Source organism: Polaromonas sp. CG_9.11 (assembly GCF_015752225.1).
Taxonomy (GTDB): domain Bacteria; phylum Pseudomonadota; class Gammaproteobacteria; order Burkholderiales; family Burkholderiaceae_C; genus Polaromonas.
Genome location: NZ_JADOVE010000010.1, coordinates 1 through 16868, shown reverse-complemented (window position 1 = coordinate 16868; position 16868 = coordinate 1). Strand labels below are relative to the sequence as shown.

The 16868-nt window shown below is 64.3% G+C and carries 18 protein-coding genes; 9 read left to right on the top strand and 9 right to left on the bottom strand.

Annotation, left to right across the window (positions count from 1 at the left end):
• The first annotated feature begins 177 nt into the window (after positions 1–177).
• The gene (locus IWX85_RS20420; protein ID WP_231379668.1) at positions 178–423 is read left to right on the top strand and encodes a hypothetical protein; all 246 of its coding nucleotides are present in this window, start codon (positions 178–180) and stop codon (positions 421–423) included.
• Here the strand turns inward: IWX85_RS20420 and IWX85_RS09870 are convergent.
• Together IWX85_RS09870 and IWX85_RS09865 are read right to left on the bottom strand one after the other, a co-directional pair.
• Positions 412–1050: an NrsF family protein gene (locus IWX85_RS09870; protein ID WP_196869615.1), complete on the bottom strand. Its 639-nt coding sequence runs from the start codon at positions 1048–1050 to the stop codon at positions 412–414. The genes IWX85_RS20420 and IWX85_RS09870 overlap by 12 nt on opposite strands.
• Complete coding sequence (locus IWX85_RS09865; protein ID WP_196869614.1) at positions 1047–1616, bottom strand: sigma-70 family RNA polymerase sigma factor; 570 nt, start codon at positions 1614–1616, stop codon at positions 1047–1049. The genes IWX85_RS09870 and IWX85_RS09865 overlap by 4 nt, the downstream gene beginning before the upstream one ends.
• Before the next feature lie 102 nt (positions 1617–1718).
• On the opposite strand from IWX85_RS09865, the gene IWX85_RS09860 reads away from it, so the two are divergent.
• From IWX85_RS09860 to IWX85_RS09830, 7 genes are all read left to right on the top strand, one after another.
• A complete protein-coding gene (locus IWX85_RS09860; protein ID WP_231379667.1) occupies positions 1719–2477 on the top strand; it encodes a DUF3047 domain-containing protein in 759 nt (252 codons plus the stop codon).
• Between the two features lie 52 nt (positions 2478–2529).
• Positions 2530–3543: an arsenosugar biosynthesis radical SAM (seleno)protein ArsS gene (gene arsS / locus IWX85_RS09855; RefSeq protein ID WP_196869613.1), complete on the top strand. Its 1014-nt coding sequence runs from the start codon at positions 2530–2532 to the stop codon at positions 3541–3543.
• Positions 3543–3803, top strand: coding sequence for a hypothetical protein (locus IWX85_RS20415; RefSeq protein WP_231379666.1), 261 nt, complete (start codon positions 3543–3545; stop codon positions 3801–3803). Before arsS ends, IWX85_RS20415 begins: the two co-directional genes overlap by 1 nt.
• Before the next feature lie 69 nt (positions 3804–3872).
• Complete coding sequence (locus IWX85_RS09845; RefSeq protein WP_036804465.1) at positions 3873–4769, top strand: phosphate/phosphite/phosphonate ABC transporter substrate-binding protein; 897 nt, start codon at positions 3873–3875, stop codon at positions 4767–4769.
• A 7-nt stretch (positions 4770–4776) separates the two neighbouring features.
• A complete protein-coding gene (gene phnE / locus IWX85_RS09840; protein WP_196869612.1) occupies positions 4777–5667 on the top strand; it encodes a phosphonate ABC transporter, permease protein PhnE in 891 nt (296 codons plus the stop codon).
• Entirely contained in the window at positions 5664–6527 is an 864-nt protein-coding gene (locus IWX85_RS09835; protein WP_196869611.1) for an ATP-binding cassette domain-containing protein, read from the top strand. The genes phnE and IWX85_RS09835 overlap by 4 nt, the downstream gene beginning before the upstream one ends.
• Before the next feature lie 11 nt (positions 6528–6538).
• A complete protein-coding gene (locus tag IWX85_RS09830) occupies positions 6539–7015 on the top strand; it encodes a DUF302 domain-containing protein (RefSeq protein WP_196869610.1) in 477 nt (158 codons plus the stop codon).
• A 133-nt stretch (positions 7016–7148) separates the two neighbouring features.
• On the opposite strand, the gene IWX85_RS09825 is transcribed toward IWX85_RS09830, so the two are convergent.
• The 5 genes from IWX85_RS09825 to IWX85_RS09805 all read right to left on the bottom strand — a co-directional run bounded on the left by IWX85_RS09825 (position 7149) and on the right by IWX85_RS09805 (position 11823).
• Positions 7149–7361, bottom strand: coding sequence for a DUF3820 family protein (locus tag IWX85_RS09825; RefSeq protein WP_036804481.1), 213 nt, complete (start codon positions 7359–7361; stop codon positions 7149–7151).
• Positions 7362–7363: 2 nt separating this feature from the next.
• Positions 7364–7726 carry a translation initiation factor Sui1 gene (locus IWX85_RS09820; protein ID WP_196869609.1) on the bottom strand — a complete coding sequence of 121 codons (363 nt, stop codon included), beginning with the start codon at positions 7724–7726 and terminating at the stop codon, positions 7364–7366.
• Between the two features lie 76 nt (positions 7727–7802).
• Positions 7803–8237 (bottom strand): surface-adhesin E family protein, encoded by a 435-nt coding sequence (locus tag IWX85_RS09815; RefSeq protein ID WP_036804485.1) that lies wholly within the window; start codon positions 8235–8237, stop codon positions 7803–7805.
• 384 nt (positions 8238–8621) lie between these two features.
• Positions 8622–11111 carry a transglycosylase domain-containing protein gene (locus tag IWX85_RS09810; RefSeq protein ID WP_196869608.1) on the bottom strand — a complete coding sequence of 830 codons (2490 nt, stop codon included), beginning with the start codon at positions 11109–11111 and terminating at the stop codon, positions 8622–8624.
• A 64-nt stretch (positions 11112–11175) separates the two neighbouring features.
• Positions 11176–11823, bottom strand: coding sequence for a YidB family protein (locus IWX85_RS09805; protein ID WP_036812103.1), 648 nt, complete (start codon positions 11821–11823; stop codon positions 11176–11178).
• Between the two features lie 237 nt (positions 11824–12060).
• Here IWX85_RS09805 and IWX85_RS09800 point away from each other — a divergent pair, with 237 nt between their 5' ends.
• Positions 12061–13110 carry an alpha/beta fold hydrolase gene (locus IWX85_RS09800; RefSeq protein ID WP_081932322.1) on the top strand — a complete coding sequence of 350 codons (1050 nt, stop codon included), beginning with the start codon at positions 12061–12063 and terminating at the stop codon, positions 13108–13110.
• A 223-nt stretch (positions 13111–13333) separates the two neighbouring features.
• On the opposite strand, the gene IWX85_RS09795 is transcribed toward IWX85_RS09800, so the two are convergent.
• Both IWX85_RS09795 and IWX85_RS09790 read right to left on the bottom strand, forming a co-directional pair.
• Positions 13334–14569, bottom strand: coding sequence for an MFS transporter (locus IWX85_RS09795; protein WP_036804487.1), 1236 nt, complete (start codon positions 14567–14569; stop codon positions 13334–13336).
• Positions 14570–14590: 21 nt separating this feature from the next.
• Complete coding sequence (locus IWX85_RS09790; RefSeq protein WP_196869607.1) at positions 14591–16636, bottom strand: penicillin-binding protein 1A; 2046 nt, start codon at positions 16634–16636, stop codon at positions 14591–14593.
• Positions 16637–16868 lie beyond the last annotated feature (232 nt).

The following is a 16868-nucleotide window of genomic DNA, read 5'->3' as shown; positions in this document are numbered from 1 at the left end:
AGGCAACAATCCACGTCTACGAGACGATGGAGCCGACTCTGCCGGGGAGGTCAAGCTCCAGTGTGCCGAGCGCCAGCTCCAGCTGGTCTTCCAACGATTTCAGACTGTGAAAAGTGCGTTTATGAAAGAACTTCTCACGCAACTCATTCCAGACATGCTCATCCGGGTTGAGCTCGGGTGCATACCGAGATCGCCAGCCTTGCCATCAGCATTCAGGCGTTCTGTGCAGGTGTCCAGAGTGCATTAGCGAGCGACGGCTTCGCGCCAAAGTGCCAATTGATCGAACTTCTGGTTGACCGGGTCATCGTGAAAGACAGCGTGGTCCAGATTTGCTATCCCATCGCCACCAGCCCGGGCAGTGAACACTGTTCGTTTTTTCGTTGGCGTGCAGACTGTTTCATTTCCAATACATCACCATCGTAACAGCCGGGGCCCAAAGGCCGCCCCCACCGCCCCGGTGAGCACTACCCCCAGCGAGTACCAAGCGGCGATAAAAGCCGGGGAAGCTTCAGGGCACGACAGGGAATAGCCAAACGCGCCCAGCGCACCGGCCAGCAGTCCGGAAGCGAAGCCGGCCAGGCACGGTCGGGTTGGGGCGAGGCCGCGCATTGCCCACAAGATCAGCGCCAATGCCGGCAATGACAGCACCAGCACATTCCACGGGCATTGCCTCCAGGTCTGACCCATCAACGACTCCATACGCTGGCCAGGAACGATGCCGAAGAACATCACTGCTCCGCCCACAAATAACATGGCCAGTACGACAATTCCCACCGCCCGCCATGGTCCAGTCATGCGGACCACCGGCAAAGCTGCGCGGGCAGCAAGCCACAAGGCCGCTGCCACCAGCAATCCCGAGTACACCAACTTGATCCATGGGGCCGAGGTAGCAAACATCCACGAAGGCAATGGCCCGTATATACCCACTGCAAGCAGGGAGCTTGCCATAAGCCCGGCTACCGCAGCAGGTGCCAGCCGCCGCAGCGCCACGGCACGGGGCGCCGCACCAGCGCCACGCGCGAGCATGTCGATCAATGCATCGGTCTTCATCGTCTGTCTTTCCTCACCAGTTGGGTCAGCCGCTTCAGTCCGCGGTGCACCTGCACTTTGATAGCCGATTCCGAGGCGCCTGTAAGCTGGGCAGCCTCGGCAACCGAAAGCCCCTCAACTTTGACCAGTATGATGGCCTGCCGTTGTGCTCGCGGCAACGCTTCAAGCAGCTTATTCAAATCCCGCTGCGCTTCACCGTCATATGGTTGGGCCACCAAGCCCGACTCGTCCACCTCATCCAGCGCGTCGTGTAACTTGTCACGGCGCCCTCGCCGGCGCCACAAGTCCACCAGCTTATGTTGCGCAATCGCCAGCACCCACGCGCTGACCACCACCGTTTCTTCATACGTGCCCCGTTGCACATGCAGCGCCAGCAGGGTTTCCTGCACCAAGTCCTCCACTTCATCCGGCAAATCCTGCAGACGGCGGCGCAGATACGCACGCAGCCGGCCCGCGATGCGTTGCAGCGATTCACGATAGGCGGCCTCGTCGCCATGCTGGGCGAGGATCCAAAGCGGTTTCAGGTCGCGTTCGAAGTTGTCATGGGGGGTCTCGTCAACCGACATGTCGTTGGAAATCGTACTTTGGTTACAGCAGCCGTGCAAAAGGCGCCATTCTGCACTGCTGTAACCAAACCCTCTCCGCCAACGACATGAAAGCTACACATCATGAAGTTCATAAACTCACACTCATCCATTACAGCGCTGCTGGTTTTGATGGCCGCGACGCCGCTTTCCAGTAATGCCTTTGCAAGCCCCGGCGAAGGCCCGATCTGGGTCGGCCGCTTCGACCGCGGCCTGGCGCCCTGGCAAGAGGTTCGTCTGAGCACCAAACTTCAGCCCAACACGTTTACCGTGCGAGAGTGGGACGGCGTGGCCGCGCTGGAGGTGCAGTCATCCGCAAGCATGTCGCTGCTGGCCCGGCCGGTGATGGTGGACCTGGCACGCACGCCGGTGTTGTGCTGGCGCTGGCGGGTCGACGCGCCGCTGAAGTCGGCCGACCTGACGCAGCGCAGTGGTGATGACTATGCGGCCCGGCTCTATGTCAGCCTGGCCCTGCCCGACGCCGAAAAAAGCCTGGGCCTGCGCACGCAGCTGCGCATTGCCCGCTCGATCTGGGGGGCTTCGGTGCCGGATGCGGCAATCAACTATGTCTGGGATAACCGCCAGCCCGTGGGCACTGAGCGGCCCAATGCCTATACCGACCGCACCACCATGGTCGTGCTGCGCAGCGGTGCAGCCGATGCGGGCGGCTGGGTGCAGGAGCGGCGCGACGTCGGGCGCGACATTGTCCGGCTTTACGGCGCATCGGCCACGCCGGTCCAGCTGGCTATCACCGCCGACACCGACAACACCGGCGAGACGGCGCGCGCCGGATTTGCCGACTTGCACTGGGTAACCGAACAGGCCGCCTGCGAGAAGCGGTGAAGCGCCGCTTCAACACCAGCCAATGAACCACTCTTAAAAATAACACCACACCATGCACGCCACCCTCCCCCTGCTCGCTGCCACCGACTTCCCGCCGATCCGCCGACGCTTGCTTGACACCCTGCAGGTCAACCTGGGCTACAAATGCAACCAGAGCTGCCTGCACTGCCACGTGGCCGCCAGTCCGCAGCGCACCGAGATGATGGACGCCGGGCACGCGGGCCTGGTGCTGGAGGTACTGCGTGCGCGCGGCATCTCCACACTGGACCTGACCGGCGGTGCGCCAGAGTTGAGCCCGCACTTCCGCGAACTGGTGTGCGGCGCCCGCGCCCTGGGTGTGCGCGTGATTGACCGCTGCAACCTTACCATCCTCTCGGAACCGGGGCAGGACGACCTCGCAGCCTTTCTCGCGGCGCAGGGCGTGGAGGTGACGGCCTCCCTGCCATGCTACTCGCCGGCCCACGTTGACCGCCAGCGCGGCGACGGCGTGTTCGACCGCAGCATCGCCGGCTTGCGCCAGCTCAATGCACTGGGTTACGGCCAGGACGGCAGCAGCCTGGTACTGAACCTTGTCTACAACCCGCAAGGTGCGTCGCTGCCGCCGCCGCAGGGCGAGCTGCACGCCGACTACAAGCGCGAGCTGCTTCAGCACTTCAGCATCCGCTTTAACCACCTGTTTGCGCTGACCAACATGCCGGTGCAGCGCTTCGGCAGCACGCTGGTGAGCAAGGGCACCTTCGCCAGCTACATGCAGCTGCTGCGCGGCGCTTATGAGGCCGAGAACCTGGACACGGTGATGTGCCGCAGCATGGTCAGCGTGGACTGGCAGGGCGACCTGTACGACTGCGACTTCAACCAAATGCTGGGCCTGCACGCCCGACTTGGGGACATCGAGCGCCCGCACTTGCGCGACCTGCTCACGCACGACCCCGATGACGAAGACATCCGCATCGCAGACCACTGCTACGGCTGCACCGCCGGCCAGGGCAGCAGCTGCAGTGGCGCGTTGGAGCCGTCCGAGCCGCAGGAGTCGGTGCTGAAGTTCGCACCCACGCGCATACGCTGATGCGTCCGATCGTCAAACCGGGACGTGGATGGGTGCCGGCCTCGCCGCAGTCGCTGCAGTGCTGGTCTATCGTCACTTCGGCATCGGGGATGCTGCTCACGCTGGACAGCCGGCACCAGGCCCAGCCGCTGTCCACGGCGGTGGGCTTCTTCGCCATCTATGGGGCGGCGGCCGCTCTGTCGATCCCCGGTGCGATGATCCTGACCTTGGCTGCGGGCGCGATCTTCGGCCTGGGCCTGGCGCCGGAAAGACCAGATTGACCGGTGTTTTATTGCGCGCTTTGCCATGCCTCCAATTTCTTCTTAAACTGCCTTAGAAAGCGACACGCCATGAACCACTCACGCCGCAACCTCCTGACCGGCCTCGCCGGCACGGCCGCCGCCCTCACCCTGCCCGCGCTGGTCCGGGCACAGGGTACACCGCTGAAGTTTGGCGTGGGCATGTTTCAGCCGGACCGCGAGAAGAACGACGCCACCTACCGCCCGTTGGCGCAGCATCTGTCGCAACGCCTGGGCCGCCCGGTTGAACTGCGCACGGTGGACAGCTGGGAGGGTCTGGCCAAGAGCCTGGCCAATGGCGAGACCGACATCGCCCTGATGGGCCCCTGGGGCTACGTGCTGGCCAACCACTTTGCCAACGCGCAAGTGGTATCCACCATCCTGTACCAGGGCAAGCCGGAATACTTCGCGATGATCGTCACGCACCCGGACTCAGGATTGAATAGCATCCACGATCTGCTCGGCCCCAAAGGCAAGGGCCGCAGCTTCGCGTTCGGCGACAAGGGCTCCACTTCGGGCTACCTGATTCCCCGGCACTTCTTCATGCAGCAGGGGATCGATCCCGAAAAGCACTTCGGCCGCGTGGTCTACACCAAGCATCAGGCGATCCAGACCCAGGTAACGGCCGGGCAGATCGACGCCGGTGCCGACTACAACCGCAACCGCACCGCGATGATCGACCAAGGATTGATTCGCCCCGACCGCAGCAAGATCATCTGGGAGTCGGCGCCGCTGCCCAACGACGCCGTGGCGGTCAGCGCGGCGCTGTTCCAGGACAAGGTTTTCGTGCGCCGGCTGCAAGCCGCGTTGGTTGAAGTGGGGCCGTTGCTCACGGCACAAGCCACGCTGCTGCCGGCCAACTACACCGGCTTCGTCAACACCGACAACGCCTTTTACAAGCCGATCCGGGACGCCGGCCTGGCCACCGGCACGCTGAGCGCCAAGTGAGCAGGCGATGCGTGCGGTGATCGTCTCGGCAAGCGCCTCGGAGGCGCGTGGCCGCCTTGGCTTCCTGGCGCTGGCTGCGGTATATGCCGCCCTGGTGCTGGGTTGCCTGTGGACGCTGGCGGCGGCCGGGGATCTCTCGCTGGGCCGCAACCCCTGGGACAACCTCCTGAAGTCCCTGGGTGACTTTTCACGACCGAGCTTTCTGGATGTGTGGTTTGGCCCCGAGCGCCTGGAGTACCGCAGCGATGACGGCACGGTGCTGCGCGTGGAAAACCGCCGCGAGGTGGAGGCGAGCTTTCTCGCCGGCCTCGGGCGCGCTGCCTGGACCACCTTCCAGATCGCGACCTTGGGCTCCTTACTGGCGGCGGCGCTGGCCCTGCCGCTGTCGATGGCGGCAGCGCGCAACCTGCGCGCTCCCCGCGCTGTGGCGTGGGCGGCCAAGGGCGTGCTCGACGTGGCGCGTTCCATCCACACCCTGGTGTTCGGGCTGGTGCTGGTGGGCATCGTCGGGCTCGGTCCAACCGCCGGCATTCTGGCCATTGCGTTGCACTCGATGGGCACTTACGGCAAGCTGTTCGCCGAAAGCATCGAAGCGCTCGACATGGGGTCGATCGATGCGGTTCGGGCGACGGGGGCTTCTGCCGCGCAGGTTTTCTTCCACGGTGTGTGGCCATCGGTGCTGCCGCAGTTTGTCAGCCACCACCTGTACGTGTGGGAATTCAACATCCGCGACTCGACCATTTTGGGTCTGATTGGTGCCGGCGGCCTCGGGCTGCTGATCAGCGAGGCGGTGAGCCTGTTCCAGTGGAGCCGGCTGGCGACCATCCTGCTGGTGGTGGTGGCGCTGGTCATGGCGTTCGACACCCTGTCGCGACGCATCCGGGAGGCGTTGCAGTGAACATTACGAACCCGCTGCCGCATGACGACGGCCCCTTCGCGGTCCTGCTCGAACACGTGCGGGTGCAGGCCGCCGGCCGTACCTTGCTGAGCGTGCCACGGCTGGAGGTGCGCCACGGCGAGCGCGTGGCCATCGTCGGTCCGAACGGTGCGGGCAAGAGCACGCTGCTGCGCCTGCTGGCCGGCCTGATCGATGCCATGGCCGGCGAGGTCCGGGTGCTGGGGCGTCCGGCGCATGACCTGGCGCGGCAGGAAATCGGTTTACTGATGCAGGGCCTGCACCTGGTGCCACGGCTTAGCGCCCGCGAAAACGTCATCATCGGCGCACTGGCCCGGCTGCACGGCATCGACGCCTGGCGTAGCTGGCTGCGTCTGTACCCCCCGGCGCTGGCGCGCGAGGCGGACCTGGCGCTGTCGGCGCTGGCGCTGGGCGAGCGGGCGGGCACGCGGGCTGATCGCCTGTCCGGCGGCGAGCGGCAGAAGGTCGCGCTGGCGCGCCTGCAGCTGCAGCAGCCGCGGCTGGTTCTCGCCGACGAGCCGACCTCGGCGCTGGACCCGAGCGCCACGCGCCAGGTCTGCGACGCGCTGCTGGCGCTGACGGAGCCAGCGGGACGTACCCTCGTCAGCGTAGTCCACGACCCCGAACTGCTGCCTGTGCTGGCCTCGCGCGTGATCGGGATCGCCGATGGCGAGCTACAGTGGGATGTCGCCCTCAGCGCCTTGACGCCTGGCCACTTGCAGGAACTGTATCGGCCTCGCTCCGGCGGAGTTGCCACCGGCCTACACGCCAGCGGCGTACAGCAAGCCAGCATTCAACCTATGCACTTGGTTTCATCACCCCACTTCAGGAGATCCACATGACCCCCACCCGCATGAGCTCGTTACTCGCCACACTGGTTTTGCTGGCCGGCTGTGGCGCCCTGGGTCAGAGCTACCCCGGAACGCAGGGTGCGTACGGCCCGCACGGCATGGTGAGCGTGAAGAGTTCGCACAGCCAGGCTGAGACGGTGAGCCGCCTCGAAACCCAGGTGCGCCAGCGCAACCTCAACGTTACCGCGCGCATTGACCACGCGGCCGCGGCCCAGCGCATCGGTCAGACACTGCGTCCGAACGAGGTGGTTATCTTCGGCAATCCACAGGCCGGCACGCCGCTGATGCAGTGCGCGCCAACCGTCGGCATCGACCTGCCGATGAAGGCCCTGATCTGGACCGACGCCGACGGGCAGGTCTGGCTCGGCTACAACGATCCGGCCTGGCTGATTCACCGGCATGGCGCCCCCGAGTGCCCCGCCGCAGACAACGTGCGCAAAGTACTCGCCGCGATTGTCGAGGCGACGGTGGCGCGATGAACGCCAGGCTCGATCGATCGGCCGCAACGACACAGGACGACGCACCCGGCTGCAGCTGCCCGCTGCACTAGCGATAGGCACCCGAGCCGTTCGCGCGGGCGCAACTGGCCGGTCAGTGGGTCCGTGGCTGCCTTCAGCGCTTGCGCAGCGGATCCAGCAGTGACGAGAGTCCGTTGTGGTCGATTTCCTGCATCAACGCCAGCAGGCGGCCAGTTTCCCCTTTGGGGAAGCCTTCGCGGGCAAACCAGTTCAGGTAGTTGCCCGGAAGGTCGGCAATCGGCGTTCCCTTGTATTTTCCGAAGGGCATGACACGCGTCAACAGCAGCGGGAGGTCATCGGGACTCATCTTCAGCCGCCTGCCCTTTTGGCGGTAAAGCCCTGTTTGGACAGTGCCTGCATCACCTGTTCGCAGTGGTCGCCCTGCACTTCGATCACCCCGTCCTTGACCGTTCCGCCCGAGCCACAAGCGGCCTTGAGCTGCTTGCCAAGTTGCACCAGCGCCGGCTCGCCGAGCGCCAGGCCCTTCACCAGCGTGACGGTCTTTCCACCGCGGCCCTTGGTGCTTCTGGAAACGCGCGCCACGCCGTCCGACCTGGGCAGCGCTTTTGCAAGACCGCATACGCAGGCCGATGCCGGCTGGCGGCAGTCGGGACACATTCGTCCGGCGTCGGTCGAATAGACGAGGCCGGTGGCTGATAAGGCTTTTTTCATGGTCGGAGGGTTGCTGGATGCACGTTGCCTGTCTTCAGCCCTCCGCTGGCCAAAGAAAGGACCTGTTCCAGGCATTTCAGTTGTTGATGATGTTCGAGGTACGGCAGGCGGCCCGGATGATTCGCTGGTGGGGGTTGGGCTCGACATCGCGAAACAGCATCATGCGCGGTTCCATCTGCGAGTACACCCGCCTCAGGTAGGGCTCGCCCTTCCAGGCCGGCAGGCGGTAATAGTCTATCGACAGGTAGCGGGCCGAACTGCGGGGACAATCAAAGAGAACGTCCGCGACAAGTGAGCGGTAGGGAACGCCGTCCCAGTTGACGCGGTCTTGCGAACGGCTTACCCGCACCCGCATGATCCGTGTCTCGGCCGTGATGGAAACCGGGGTCGGGTCAACCTCGATGGTGTTGACGCTTTCGTCGGCCGCGTCGCCCACGACGTTGAACCACTCGGTCCCGGCCTGTGCCAACGTGCAGCACCACAAGCAGCACACGATTGTTAATATTTTCATTTTTCAAATCACCCGTATTTCCAGGTGTTTCAGGTTAGAGCAGGGCCTGATGAACTGTGCAAAGAGGCAGGAAGCGGACGGGCTTCAAACTGCTTGAAAAGCAGCGATTATGAATCCGCAGTGCACCAGCTCATCCGCAATAGGGTAACCAGCAGGCCGATTTCAGATGTATCAACTGATTGCGCACTGAATGCAACCAAGGGAAGGGCGAAACCATCCGGCTGTTTCTCCGCAATACCAAAGTTGCACGACCGTTTCGTGCTACTGTATTTATAGCTACTGGCGCACACCATGTCTGCGCCTGAGGCCTATTTGATTCAAAAATTATGTTGATTGGCCAAAACCAATGCACGCCAAGCCCCGGATGTCATGGCTGCCCACCGTTCAGCGCTGGACAGGCTGGGCACCGTAGGGAAAGGCCGGGTAATCAGGGTCTCCTTGAACGGTTTGCGGCGCAAGCTCCTCAGGGCGCGGCCGGCGTCTCTCGGGCGGCAACAATTCATACGCCCTGGGCATGGCCTGCCCTTCCAGCGGAAGTCTCTGGCGGTCTTGCGCGGGGGGCGGAACCGTGAGGTAGCGAGTCATGGGCGGGGGCGGCAGGTTTTCAGGCGTTATCGCGCCGGACTCGTCCCGATAAAGCCTGTAGGGCCGGTCGTCCCTGTAAACAGGGTCTGACTGCACGGCACCTTGAGACGACAGGTCACCGTTTTGCATGCCGCTTTCCTCTGCCGGCAGGGTCTCGGCTTCTTCTGATCCGTCCAGAGTGTTCCACCGCCTGGCAGAACCGCCGAATTTTGGCGCGTCAAACAGCAGCGCCGGGTCCAGCACCTTGGCCCGCAGGGCCTGCTGGAAGAATTCCCCCACCATCGGCAGCGCACTCCGGGCGCCTGGCCCCCAGGCATTGCCCATGGTGATGCGGTTGTCGTTGAAGCCGACCCAGGCGCCTGCCACCAGTTGCGGATGCATCAGGATGAACCAGCCGTCGGTATTGTCCTGCGTCGTGCCGGTCTTTCCCGCCACATCGGCCTGAATGCCGAACTGGCTGCGGATGCCGGTGCCTGTTCCCTGGTCAATCACGCCTCGCAGGGTATCAAGCAGGGTTTGCGCCACTTCGGCGGGCAGGGCCATCTCGGGCGTCTTTGGCGCAAATGCCTCCAGCACTTTGCCGTGGCGGTCTTCAATTTGCGTGACCAGCACCGGCTCGATGAAGTTGCCGTTGTTGGCAATCGTGCCGTAGGCCGTCACCATTTCCTTCAACGTCACGGGGCTGGTTCCCAGCGCCAGCGATGGCACTTCTTCCAGCCGGCTGTCACGCACCCCCATGGAGCGGGCCAATGCAGCGACATGGGTAGGCCCGACCTGCTGCATGACCTGGGCGGTGATGGTGTTCTTGGAATACATCAGTCCCTGGCGCAGGCTCATGGCGGAGCCGCTCGGGCCGCCACCATCGCTGGGCCGCCAGAAAGCGCCATTGCCCAGCGAAATTGACACGACCTGATCGACCAAGGAATCGCTCGGCTTGGCGCCATCCTCGAACGCCGCGCCATAGACAAAAGGCTTGAAGGTCGAACCGGGCTGGCGCCGCGCCTGTTGCACATGGTCGAACTGGTCCTGCGCAAAATCCCGGCTGCCGACCCAGGCCCGCACCTGCCCATTGCGCGGGTCCAGTGCCATGAAGCCGGCCTGCAGGCGCGTCTTGTTGTCATGCAGCTTGTGCATGAAACCCGCGTCAGCCAGCAGTTGCTGCAGCGCCAGTGCCGGCGTCTGGCCCGAATCCAGCGCGGCCTTGTAGTCGGGCGTGGCGCGCACGAAAGACTGCACCAGGTTTTGTCTCGCCTTCCAGCCGGTGTTCAAGCTCCACGCCGCGCTGGCTTGCCGTTGCAGCCTGTCAGCCTGGCGTGTCACGGCCTTGTTGGCCATATCCTGCAGGCGCGAATCGACCGTGGTGCGCACCACCAGTCCATCGGCATACATGTTGTAGCTGTTGCGGTCGGCCCATTCAATCAGCCAGCGCTTGAGCTGCTGGGCCAGGTGGGGCGCTGCACCCAGCGTCTCGGTCTGCCGCTCGAAATCAATCTTGAGCGGCTTTTTCTGCAGGGCAGCCAGACTGGCTTCTGGCAGCGTGCCAGTCTTCACCATCTGCGCAAGCACGGTGTTTCGGCGCTGCGCCGACCGCTCGGGATTTTGTACCGGGTTGTAATAGCTGGTGCCCTTGAGCATGCCCACCAGCGTGGCGCTTTCCAGCACATCGAGCTGGCCGGCCGACTTGTCGAAATAGGTGCGCGCCGCCATCTCGATGCCGTGCGCGTTGTAGAGAAAAGGAACCGTGTTGAGATAGGTTTCCAGTATCTCGTCCTTGGAATAGACCGACTCGATCTTCAGGGCGGTGATGGCTTCGCGGATTTTGCGCGTCAGGCTGGCCGCACGGCCGATTTCATCGGGGAACAGGTTGCGCGCCAGCTGCTGCGTGATGGTCGAGCCGCCTTGCAAATCGCCCCTGACGGTCTGAAACAGCGCCGAAGCCGTCCGCTTCAGGTCCATGCCATGGTGCTGGTAAAACCGCCGGTCCTCGGTGGCAATGAGCGCGTCGATGACCTTGGGCGAAATCCCGGCCAAACTGACCCATTCACGATTCGCGTGCCTGAACACAGCCAGTTCCTGGCCGTCGGAGGTCATCAACACCGACGCCTTTTCGGACTTGGCCTTGCGCAGGTCGGAAATGCTGGGCGTGAACGGAAGCTGGACCAGTGCGTAAAGCATCAGCAGGACAGGCAAGGCCAGCACACCCCAGACCCAGTCCCGCCGGGTCAGGCGGGACATCCGCCCGGCAAGGGAGGCGGCGTAGTGCTCGAAGCGGGGCAGAGGCGTTTTCATGGCCGCGATTCTAGGGCGGCGCGGGTCGGCACGCTTTTGCACTTCGCCCCGTGAATCGACAGCGTCAGCGGCGCTGCGCAGCGTTCATGAGTTGCTCCAGCATCGACGTTCCACGGTTGAGCACTTCGTCGCCGTCATCCGGCACGCCGCCTTGTGGTGTCAGCTGGTTCATCATTTCAGGCAGGATTTGCGCCATGCCCGAGGAGACTTCTTCCTGGCTGACACCCAGCTGCTGCGACAGCCGGGAAAGCTCATCAGCGCCGACCACGTCATTGACCGCCTGCGGCTGCAGTTCCTCGTTTGCTCCCGTTGAAACCCAGGAGGCGGCCTGCTGGCTGTAACCCTTGTTCTGGAATCGCTCCAGCACCCCGCCAATGCCGCCATTGCGCTGCACCCATTGCATCGCCAGCGGCAGCAGCAGCAGCATCAGCGCGCTGCCCTTGTTGCCCAGGCCCGTGCCGCCCTGTCCCATGCCGGCCACGTTGCCGTCCAATCCGCCGGGGCGGTTTGCGCCCTGCCCCGCGCGGCCGCCCAACATTCCGCCGAGCAAGTCACCCAGGCCACCCGAGCCGCCACCGGCCTTCCCTGCACCGCCACCCATCAGCCCGCCCAGCAGGTCACCGAGTCCACCGCCGCCCACCGGGCGTTGCTGGCCGGACCTGGCATTGCCAAGCACACTGCCCAGGATCTGCCCCAGAAAGTCATTCGCCATTTTTTTCTCCTTTTCATTTGTCAAAGGCTGAACATTAAATCCGCGTGGCGCACCCGGGCGTAGGCAAAGGCCGCATTGGAGGCATGCCACATGCTTTTTTTGGGCAGCTTGCGGCACGTGCTCGAGTAGTAACAAAACACATTGTCACGCGGGTAAACGCCAATTCCCGTTAATCTTTATTTTGTAGTTTTGCATTCCGGCAAGGCGTAATTTTTTTCAATACCCCTGAAAGTTTTTATGAACCGTTTCAGTTCCAGCACGAAACCCCTGACCTTGTCCCGTTCCGGCGCGGTTGCCATTGCCACTGTTGTCGGCGCGGCTGCAACCGCCGCCTGGGTCGAAGCCCGCGCGCGCCGTGCCGAGCGCGACAACCCGCCCGCCGGCGACTTCATCGACATTGACGGCGTTGACCTGCACTATGTCGAGCGCGGCGAAGGCCCGCCGGTCGTGCTGATCCACGGCAATACCGTGACGCATGCGGACTTCATTGCCAGCGGCCTGATGGATCGGCTGGCCCGCAACCACCGCGTGATTGCCTTCGACCGGCCCGGTTTCGGCCACAGCAGCCGGCCACGCGACCGGCTCTGGACGCCATCCGCGCAAGCCGACCTGCTCCGCGCCGCACTGGAACGCCTTGGCATCGAGCGGCCGGTCGTCGTCGGCCATTCGATGGGCACGATGGTGGCGGTGGCCATGGCGCTGAGGCATGCGCAAAACGTGCGCAGCCTGGTGCTGGTGGGCGGCTACTTCTACCCCAGCTTTCGCGTCGATGCCCTGCTGACCGCGCCGGTCGCCCTGCCTGTCGTGGGCGATGTGATGCGCTACACGGTCACGGCGATTTCGGGGCGGCTCATGCTCAGGAAAATGGCCCAGAGCATGTTTGTGCCCAGGGAGCTGCCTGACAATTTCTTTCCGACCCTTTCGCGCGAGATGATGCTGCGGCCCGTGCAGCTGCGCGCCAATGCCGAGGATGCCGCCTTCATGGTCCCTGCGGCCAATACGCTGTCGAAACGCTACGGCGAACTCGTCCTGCCGGTCACGCTGATTGCCGGAGAAGATGACGTGGTCGTTGATCCGCAAGCCCATTCGGTCCGGCTGCACGATGAACTGCCGCAAAGCGAGTTGTTTCTCGTACCCGGCGTCGGCCACATGGCGCATTACGCTGCACTGGACAGGGTTGTGAACGCTGTTGACTCGCCGCTGCATGCAGCGGCGCTGGACCACTTCACCAGCATGACGGAAGACGACCTGACGCTGGCTGCGGAACCGGAAATGGGCCGCCGGTAAGCAATGCACGCAGCTATTTAATTCATAGCTGCAAAAGCAAGGGGGCTTTGCGCAAACTGCATATTTGATGCCTTAAATTGTGCGTTTGGGTTAAAACAGATATTCGCCAGCGCGCTGGCGCCCTTGCGTTGCCAGATCAATCCGAGATCAGACGCGAAGCCGCAGCCAGTGCGGTAACGGCCAAGGCCCAGCAACGATCTGTTGGACTGATCGGCAAACGGAATCAGCCTTTGGCCAGCCGCTCGCGCCGCCGCAGCACCCAGGCAAAGTACACCCCTTCCAGCGCCATCACCGCGCCGCCCAGTGCAATCACCGCACCGGTTCCGATCCGGTCGATCAGGCTGGCGGCCAGCACCACGCCGATCGACTGGCCCAGGAACAGGGACGAGGAAAACAGCGACACCGCCGTGCCACGCGCATGCGGCGCCATCTGCGTGGCGTTGGCCTGCATGGTGTTGTGGAACATGAAAAAGCCAAAGCCCGCCAGCAGGCTGGCCGGCAGCGCCGGCCCCCAGTGCGGCGTGTAGGCCAGCACCAGCGCGCACACGCCCACAATGCCACCACCGAACAGCACCAGCCCCTGCTGGCCGAAACGGCGAATCAGGTGGCGACCGACCGCCATGTAGAGCATGCCGCCCAGGCCGAACAGCGCCACGATGGCACCAGCCAGCGACAGCGACAAGCCCAGCGAGCGGTGCAGGTGCGATGCCCATATCGCCAGCACGCCAAAGCCCGCAGCGCCCTCGACCAGCGCCATCAGCAAGATGATGCGCGACCAGGGGCCGGTCACGATCAGCACCGCCTGCGTGACGAAACCATGGCGCAGCGCTGCCGCCCCGGCAGGGGCTTGGGCCGTCGCGGCCGGCGTGCGCTGACGGCGCAGGTCCCGCCAGAGCAGCGAACCCACCGCGCCGAACAGCACCGTCATGAACACGAAGGCCCAACGCCAGCCCAGCGCATCGGTCAGCACGCCGCCGACCAGCTGGCCGCCGACGATGCCCAGGGTGCTGCCCAGCCCGGTGCGCGTCAGCATTTCCTGGAGCTGGTCGGAGGGCACCGCGTCGCCGACCCAGGCCATGGACAGCGGAATCAGGGCGGCGGCGCCCAGCGCCATCAGCAGGCGCGCAAACACCAGCATGTCCAGCGTGCCGGCCGCCACCGCCAGCGCGCTGCCAATGCTGCAACCGAGTGTGGCAAAGGTGATGACGCGGAACTTGCCGATGCGGTCGCCCAGCGGGCCATAGAAAAGCTGCGCGGCGCCGTAGGTGATGGCAAATACCGACACCACCTGCGCCGCCTGCGCCAGCCCGACGGCAAACACGCGCGACAGTTCGGGCAGCATGGCGTCGCAGATGCGCTGCGCCGCCATGCTGGCGAAGGTGGCAAACGACAGCAGCAGGATGGAGCGGCGCGTGGCCGGGCTGATGGCCGGAGCCGCGTTTGAAACGCTGGAGGACATGGACGGACCTTGCGGGGACGGCTATTGGAGCTGCTTCAATATCTTGCCGAACAGGCCATTGACGATGTCTGCCAGCGGATCGTTGCGCTGCTGCTGCTGGGGTGGCGCCGGCGGCGGTGTGGGCCGCCGGCGCGGTATGTCGAACTCGGCGTTCTGGTCGAGCCAGCGGTTGCGAAACGCACCCTGGAACACCTCGCCGACCATGGGCAATGCGCTGCGTGCGCCCTGCCCCCAGTTGCCCATCGTTGCGCTGTTGTCGTTAAAGCCGACCCGGGCGCCGGCCACGAGTTGCGGATTCATCATGATGAACCAGCCGTCAGTGTTGTCCTGCGTGGTGCCGGTCTTGCCGGCCACGTCGGCCTGAATGCCGTAGCGCTGGCGAATCGCGCTGCCGGTGCCCTGGTCGATCACGCCGCGCATCACGTCCACCAGCGTCAGGGAATCGGCGCGCGGCATCGCCGGCGACGGTTCCCTGACCGGTGCGAAGGTTTCCAGCAGTTTGCCCTGGTGGTCTTCGACACTGGCCACCAGCACCGGCAGCAGGTAGTGGCCGCCGTTGGCGATGCTGCCGTAGGCGGCGACCATTTCCAGCAGCGTGACCGGACTGGTGCCCAGCGCGAGCGAAGGCACCAGGTCGAGCTTGCTCTGGCGCACGCCCAGGGCCTGGGCCAGCTGGCCGACGCTGGCCGGGCCGATTTTCTGCACCAGCTGGGCGGTGATGGTGTTCTTGGAATACACCAGGCCATCGCGCAGCGTGGTGGGCTGGCCGGTGGGCGGCGTGGCATCGCTGGGCGACCACACGTCACCGCCACCCGACGAGATGGCGACCGGCTGGTCAATGAAGGCATACGACGGGCTCAGGCCCTGCATGAAGGCTGCGCCGTACACGAAAGGCTTGAAGGTCGAGCCGGGCTGGCGGCGCGCCTGGCTGACGTGGTCGAACTGCTCCTGCGCAAAATCCCGGCTGCCGACCCACGCCCGCACCGCGCCGCTGCGCGGGTCCAGCGCCAGGAAGCCGGCCTGCAGCAGGGCGCGCTCGGCGCCGGCCTTGCGCTGGCCGTCCGCCAGCTTTTGCAACTGCGCCAGCTGCCGCGCCACCGCCTGGTTGGCCAGCTTCTGGATGTTGGCGTCAATCGTGGTGCGCACCCGCAGGCCGTCGGCATGGATGTCATAGCCCTTGCTGTCGGCCCAGGCAATCAGCCATTTGCGCAGGTGCTGGGCGACGTGGGGGGCGATGCCCAGGGGTTCGACCTGGCGTTCGAAATCCAGCCGCAACGGCCGTTTTTCCAGCGCGTCGAGCCGGGCCGGGTCGAGCTTGCCATGCTTGGCCATCTGCCCCAGCACCAGGTTGCGGCGCTTGCGCGCGCGGTCGGGGTTGAGCACCGGGTTGTAGTAGCTGGTGCCCTTGAGCATGCCGATCAGCGTGGCGCTTTCCAGCACGTCGAGCTTGTCGGCCGACTTGTCGAAGTAGGTGCGCGCCGCCATCTCGATGCCGAAAGCGTTGTAGAGGAAAGGCACGGTGTTGAGGTAGGTTTCCAGGATTTCGTCCTTGGAATACACCGCCTCGATCTTCAGCGCAGTGATCGCTTCCTTGACCTTGCGGGTGATGGTGGCGGCACGGCCGATTTCCTCCGGATACAGGTTGCGCGCCAGTTGCTGCGTGATGGTCGAGCCGCCCTGCAGTTCGCCAGACAAGGTGCTCACCAGCGCGCCGGCGGTACGACGCAAGTCGATGCCGTGGTGCTGGTAGAAGCGGTGGTCTTCGGTACTGATCAGCGCATGGACCACATGCGGCGATATCTTGTCCAGCGTGACCCAGCGCCGGTTGCTGCGCCGGTACTCTGCCAGCACCGTGCCGTTGGACGCCAGCAGCACCGACGGTGTTTCGGACTTGGCCTTGCGCAGGTCGCCGATGCCCGGCGTGAACGGAATCAGCACCAGCACGTAAAGCAGCATCAGCGCCGGAAGCGCCAGGGCGGCCCGGACGGGGTATTGGCTGAGCAGGCTGACAAGGCGGTGGAATTGCACACTGGCAAAGGAGGTGGCGCGCTGAAGGATGGGAGGCATGGGCAGAGTTTAAAGCGGGGCGATCAGGCCGGCATCAGCACGCAAGCGATGCGGCCTGCGCCGCAAAACCCGTTGCCTGGCGGAATTTTTTCCAACCAATCAAATCGCGGATTCAAGAACAAACTGCATCGTTAAGTAAACGGGTGGGCCAAGGGCATATAGCATGCGTCCTTCAGACCAGCCAGTCGAAAGAAACGCGATGCGCAATAAACACTTGACCCAAGAAGAACGA

What these genes read in the sequence shown, in the direction of transcription:
- IWX85_RS09870 (WP_196869615.1), bottom strand. Translation starts at nt 1,050, where the DNA reads ATGAAGACCGATGCATTGATCGACATGCTCGCGCGTGGCGCTGGTGCG.
- IWX85_RS09865 (WP_196869614.1), bottom strand. Translation starts at nt 1,616, where the DNA reads ATGTCGGTTGACGAGACCCCCCATGACAACTTCGAACGCGACCTGAAA.
- IWX85_RS09860 (WP_231379667.1), top strand. Translation starts at nt 1,719, where the DNA reads ATGAAGTTCATAAACTCACACTCATCCATTACAGCGCTGCTGGTTTTG.
- arsS (WP_196869613.1), top strand. Translation starts at nt 2,530, where the DNA reads ATGCACGCCACCCTCCCCCTGCTCGCTGCCACCGACTTCCCGCCGATC.
- IWX85_RS20415 (WP_231379666.1), top strand. Translation starts at nt 3,543, where the DNA reads ATGCGTCCGATCGTCAAACCGGGACGTGGATGGGTGCCGGCCTCGCCG.
- IWX85_RS09845 (WP_036804465.1), top strand. Translation starts at nt 3,873, where the DNA reads ATGAACCACTCACGCCGCAACCTCCTGACCGGCCTCGCCGGCACGGCC.
- phnE (WP_196869612.1), top strand. Translation starts at nt 4,777, where the DNA reads ATGCGTGCGGTGATCGTCTCGGCAAGCGCCTCGGAGGCGCGTGGCCGC.
- IWX85_RS09830 (WP_196869610.1), top strand. Translation starts at nt 6,539, where the DNA reads ATGAGCTCGTTACTCGCCACACTGGTTTTGCTGGCCGGCTGTGGCGCC.
- IWX85_RS09825 (WP_036804481.1), bottom strand. Translation starts at nt 7,361, where the DNA reads ATGAGTCCCGATGACCTCCCGCTGCTGTTGACGCGTGTCATGCCCTTC.
- IWX85_RS09820 (WP_196869609.1), bottom strand. Translation starts at nt 7,726, where the DNA reads ATGAAAAAAGCCTTATCAGCCACCGGCCTCGTCTATTCGACCGACGCC.
- IWX85_RS09815 (WP_036804485.1), bottom strand. Translation starts at nt 8,237, where the DNA reads ATGAAAATATTAACAATCGTGTGCTGCTTGTGGTGCTGCACGTTGGCA.
- IWX85_RS09810 (WP_196869608.1), bottom strand. Translation starts at nt 11,111, where the DNA reads ATGAAAACGCCTCTGCCCCGCTTCGAGCACTACGCCGCCTCCCTTGCC.
- IWX85_RS09805 (WP_036812103.1), bottom strand. Translation starts at nt 11,823, where the DNA reads ATGGCGAATGACTTTCTGGGGCAGATCCTGGGCAGTGTGCTTGGCAAT.
- IWX85_RS09800 (WP_081932322.1), top strand. Translation starts at nt 12,061, where the DNA reads ATGAACCGTTTCAGTTCCAGCACGAAACCCCTGACCTTGTCCCGTTCC.
- IWX85_RS09795 (WP_036804487.1), bottom strand. Translation starts at nt 14,569, where the DNA reads ATGTCCTCCAGCGTTTCAAACGCGGCTCCGGCCATCAGCCCGGCCACG.
- IWX85_RS09790 (WP_196869607.1), bottom strand. Translation starts at nt 16,636, where the DNA reads ATGCCTCCCATCCTTCAGCGCGCCACCTCCTTTGCCAGTGTGCAATTC.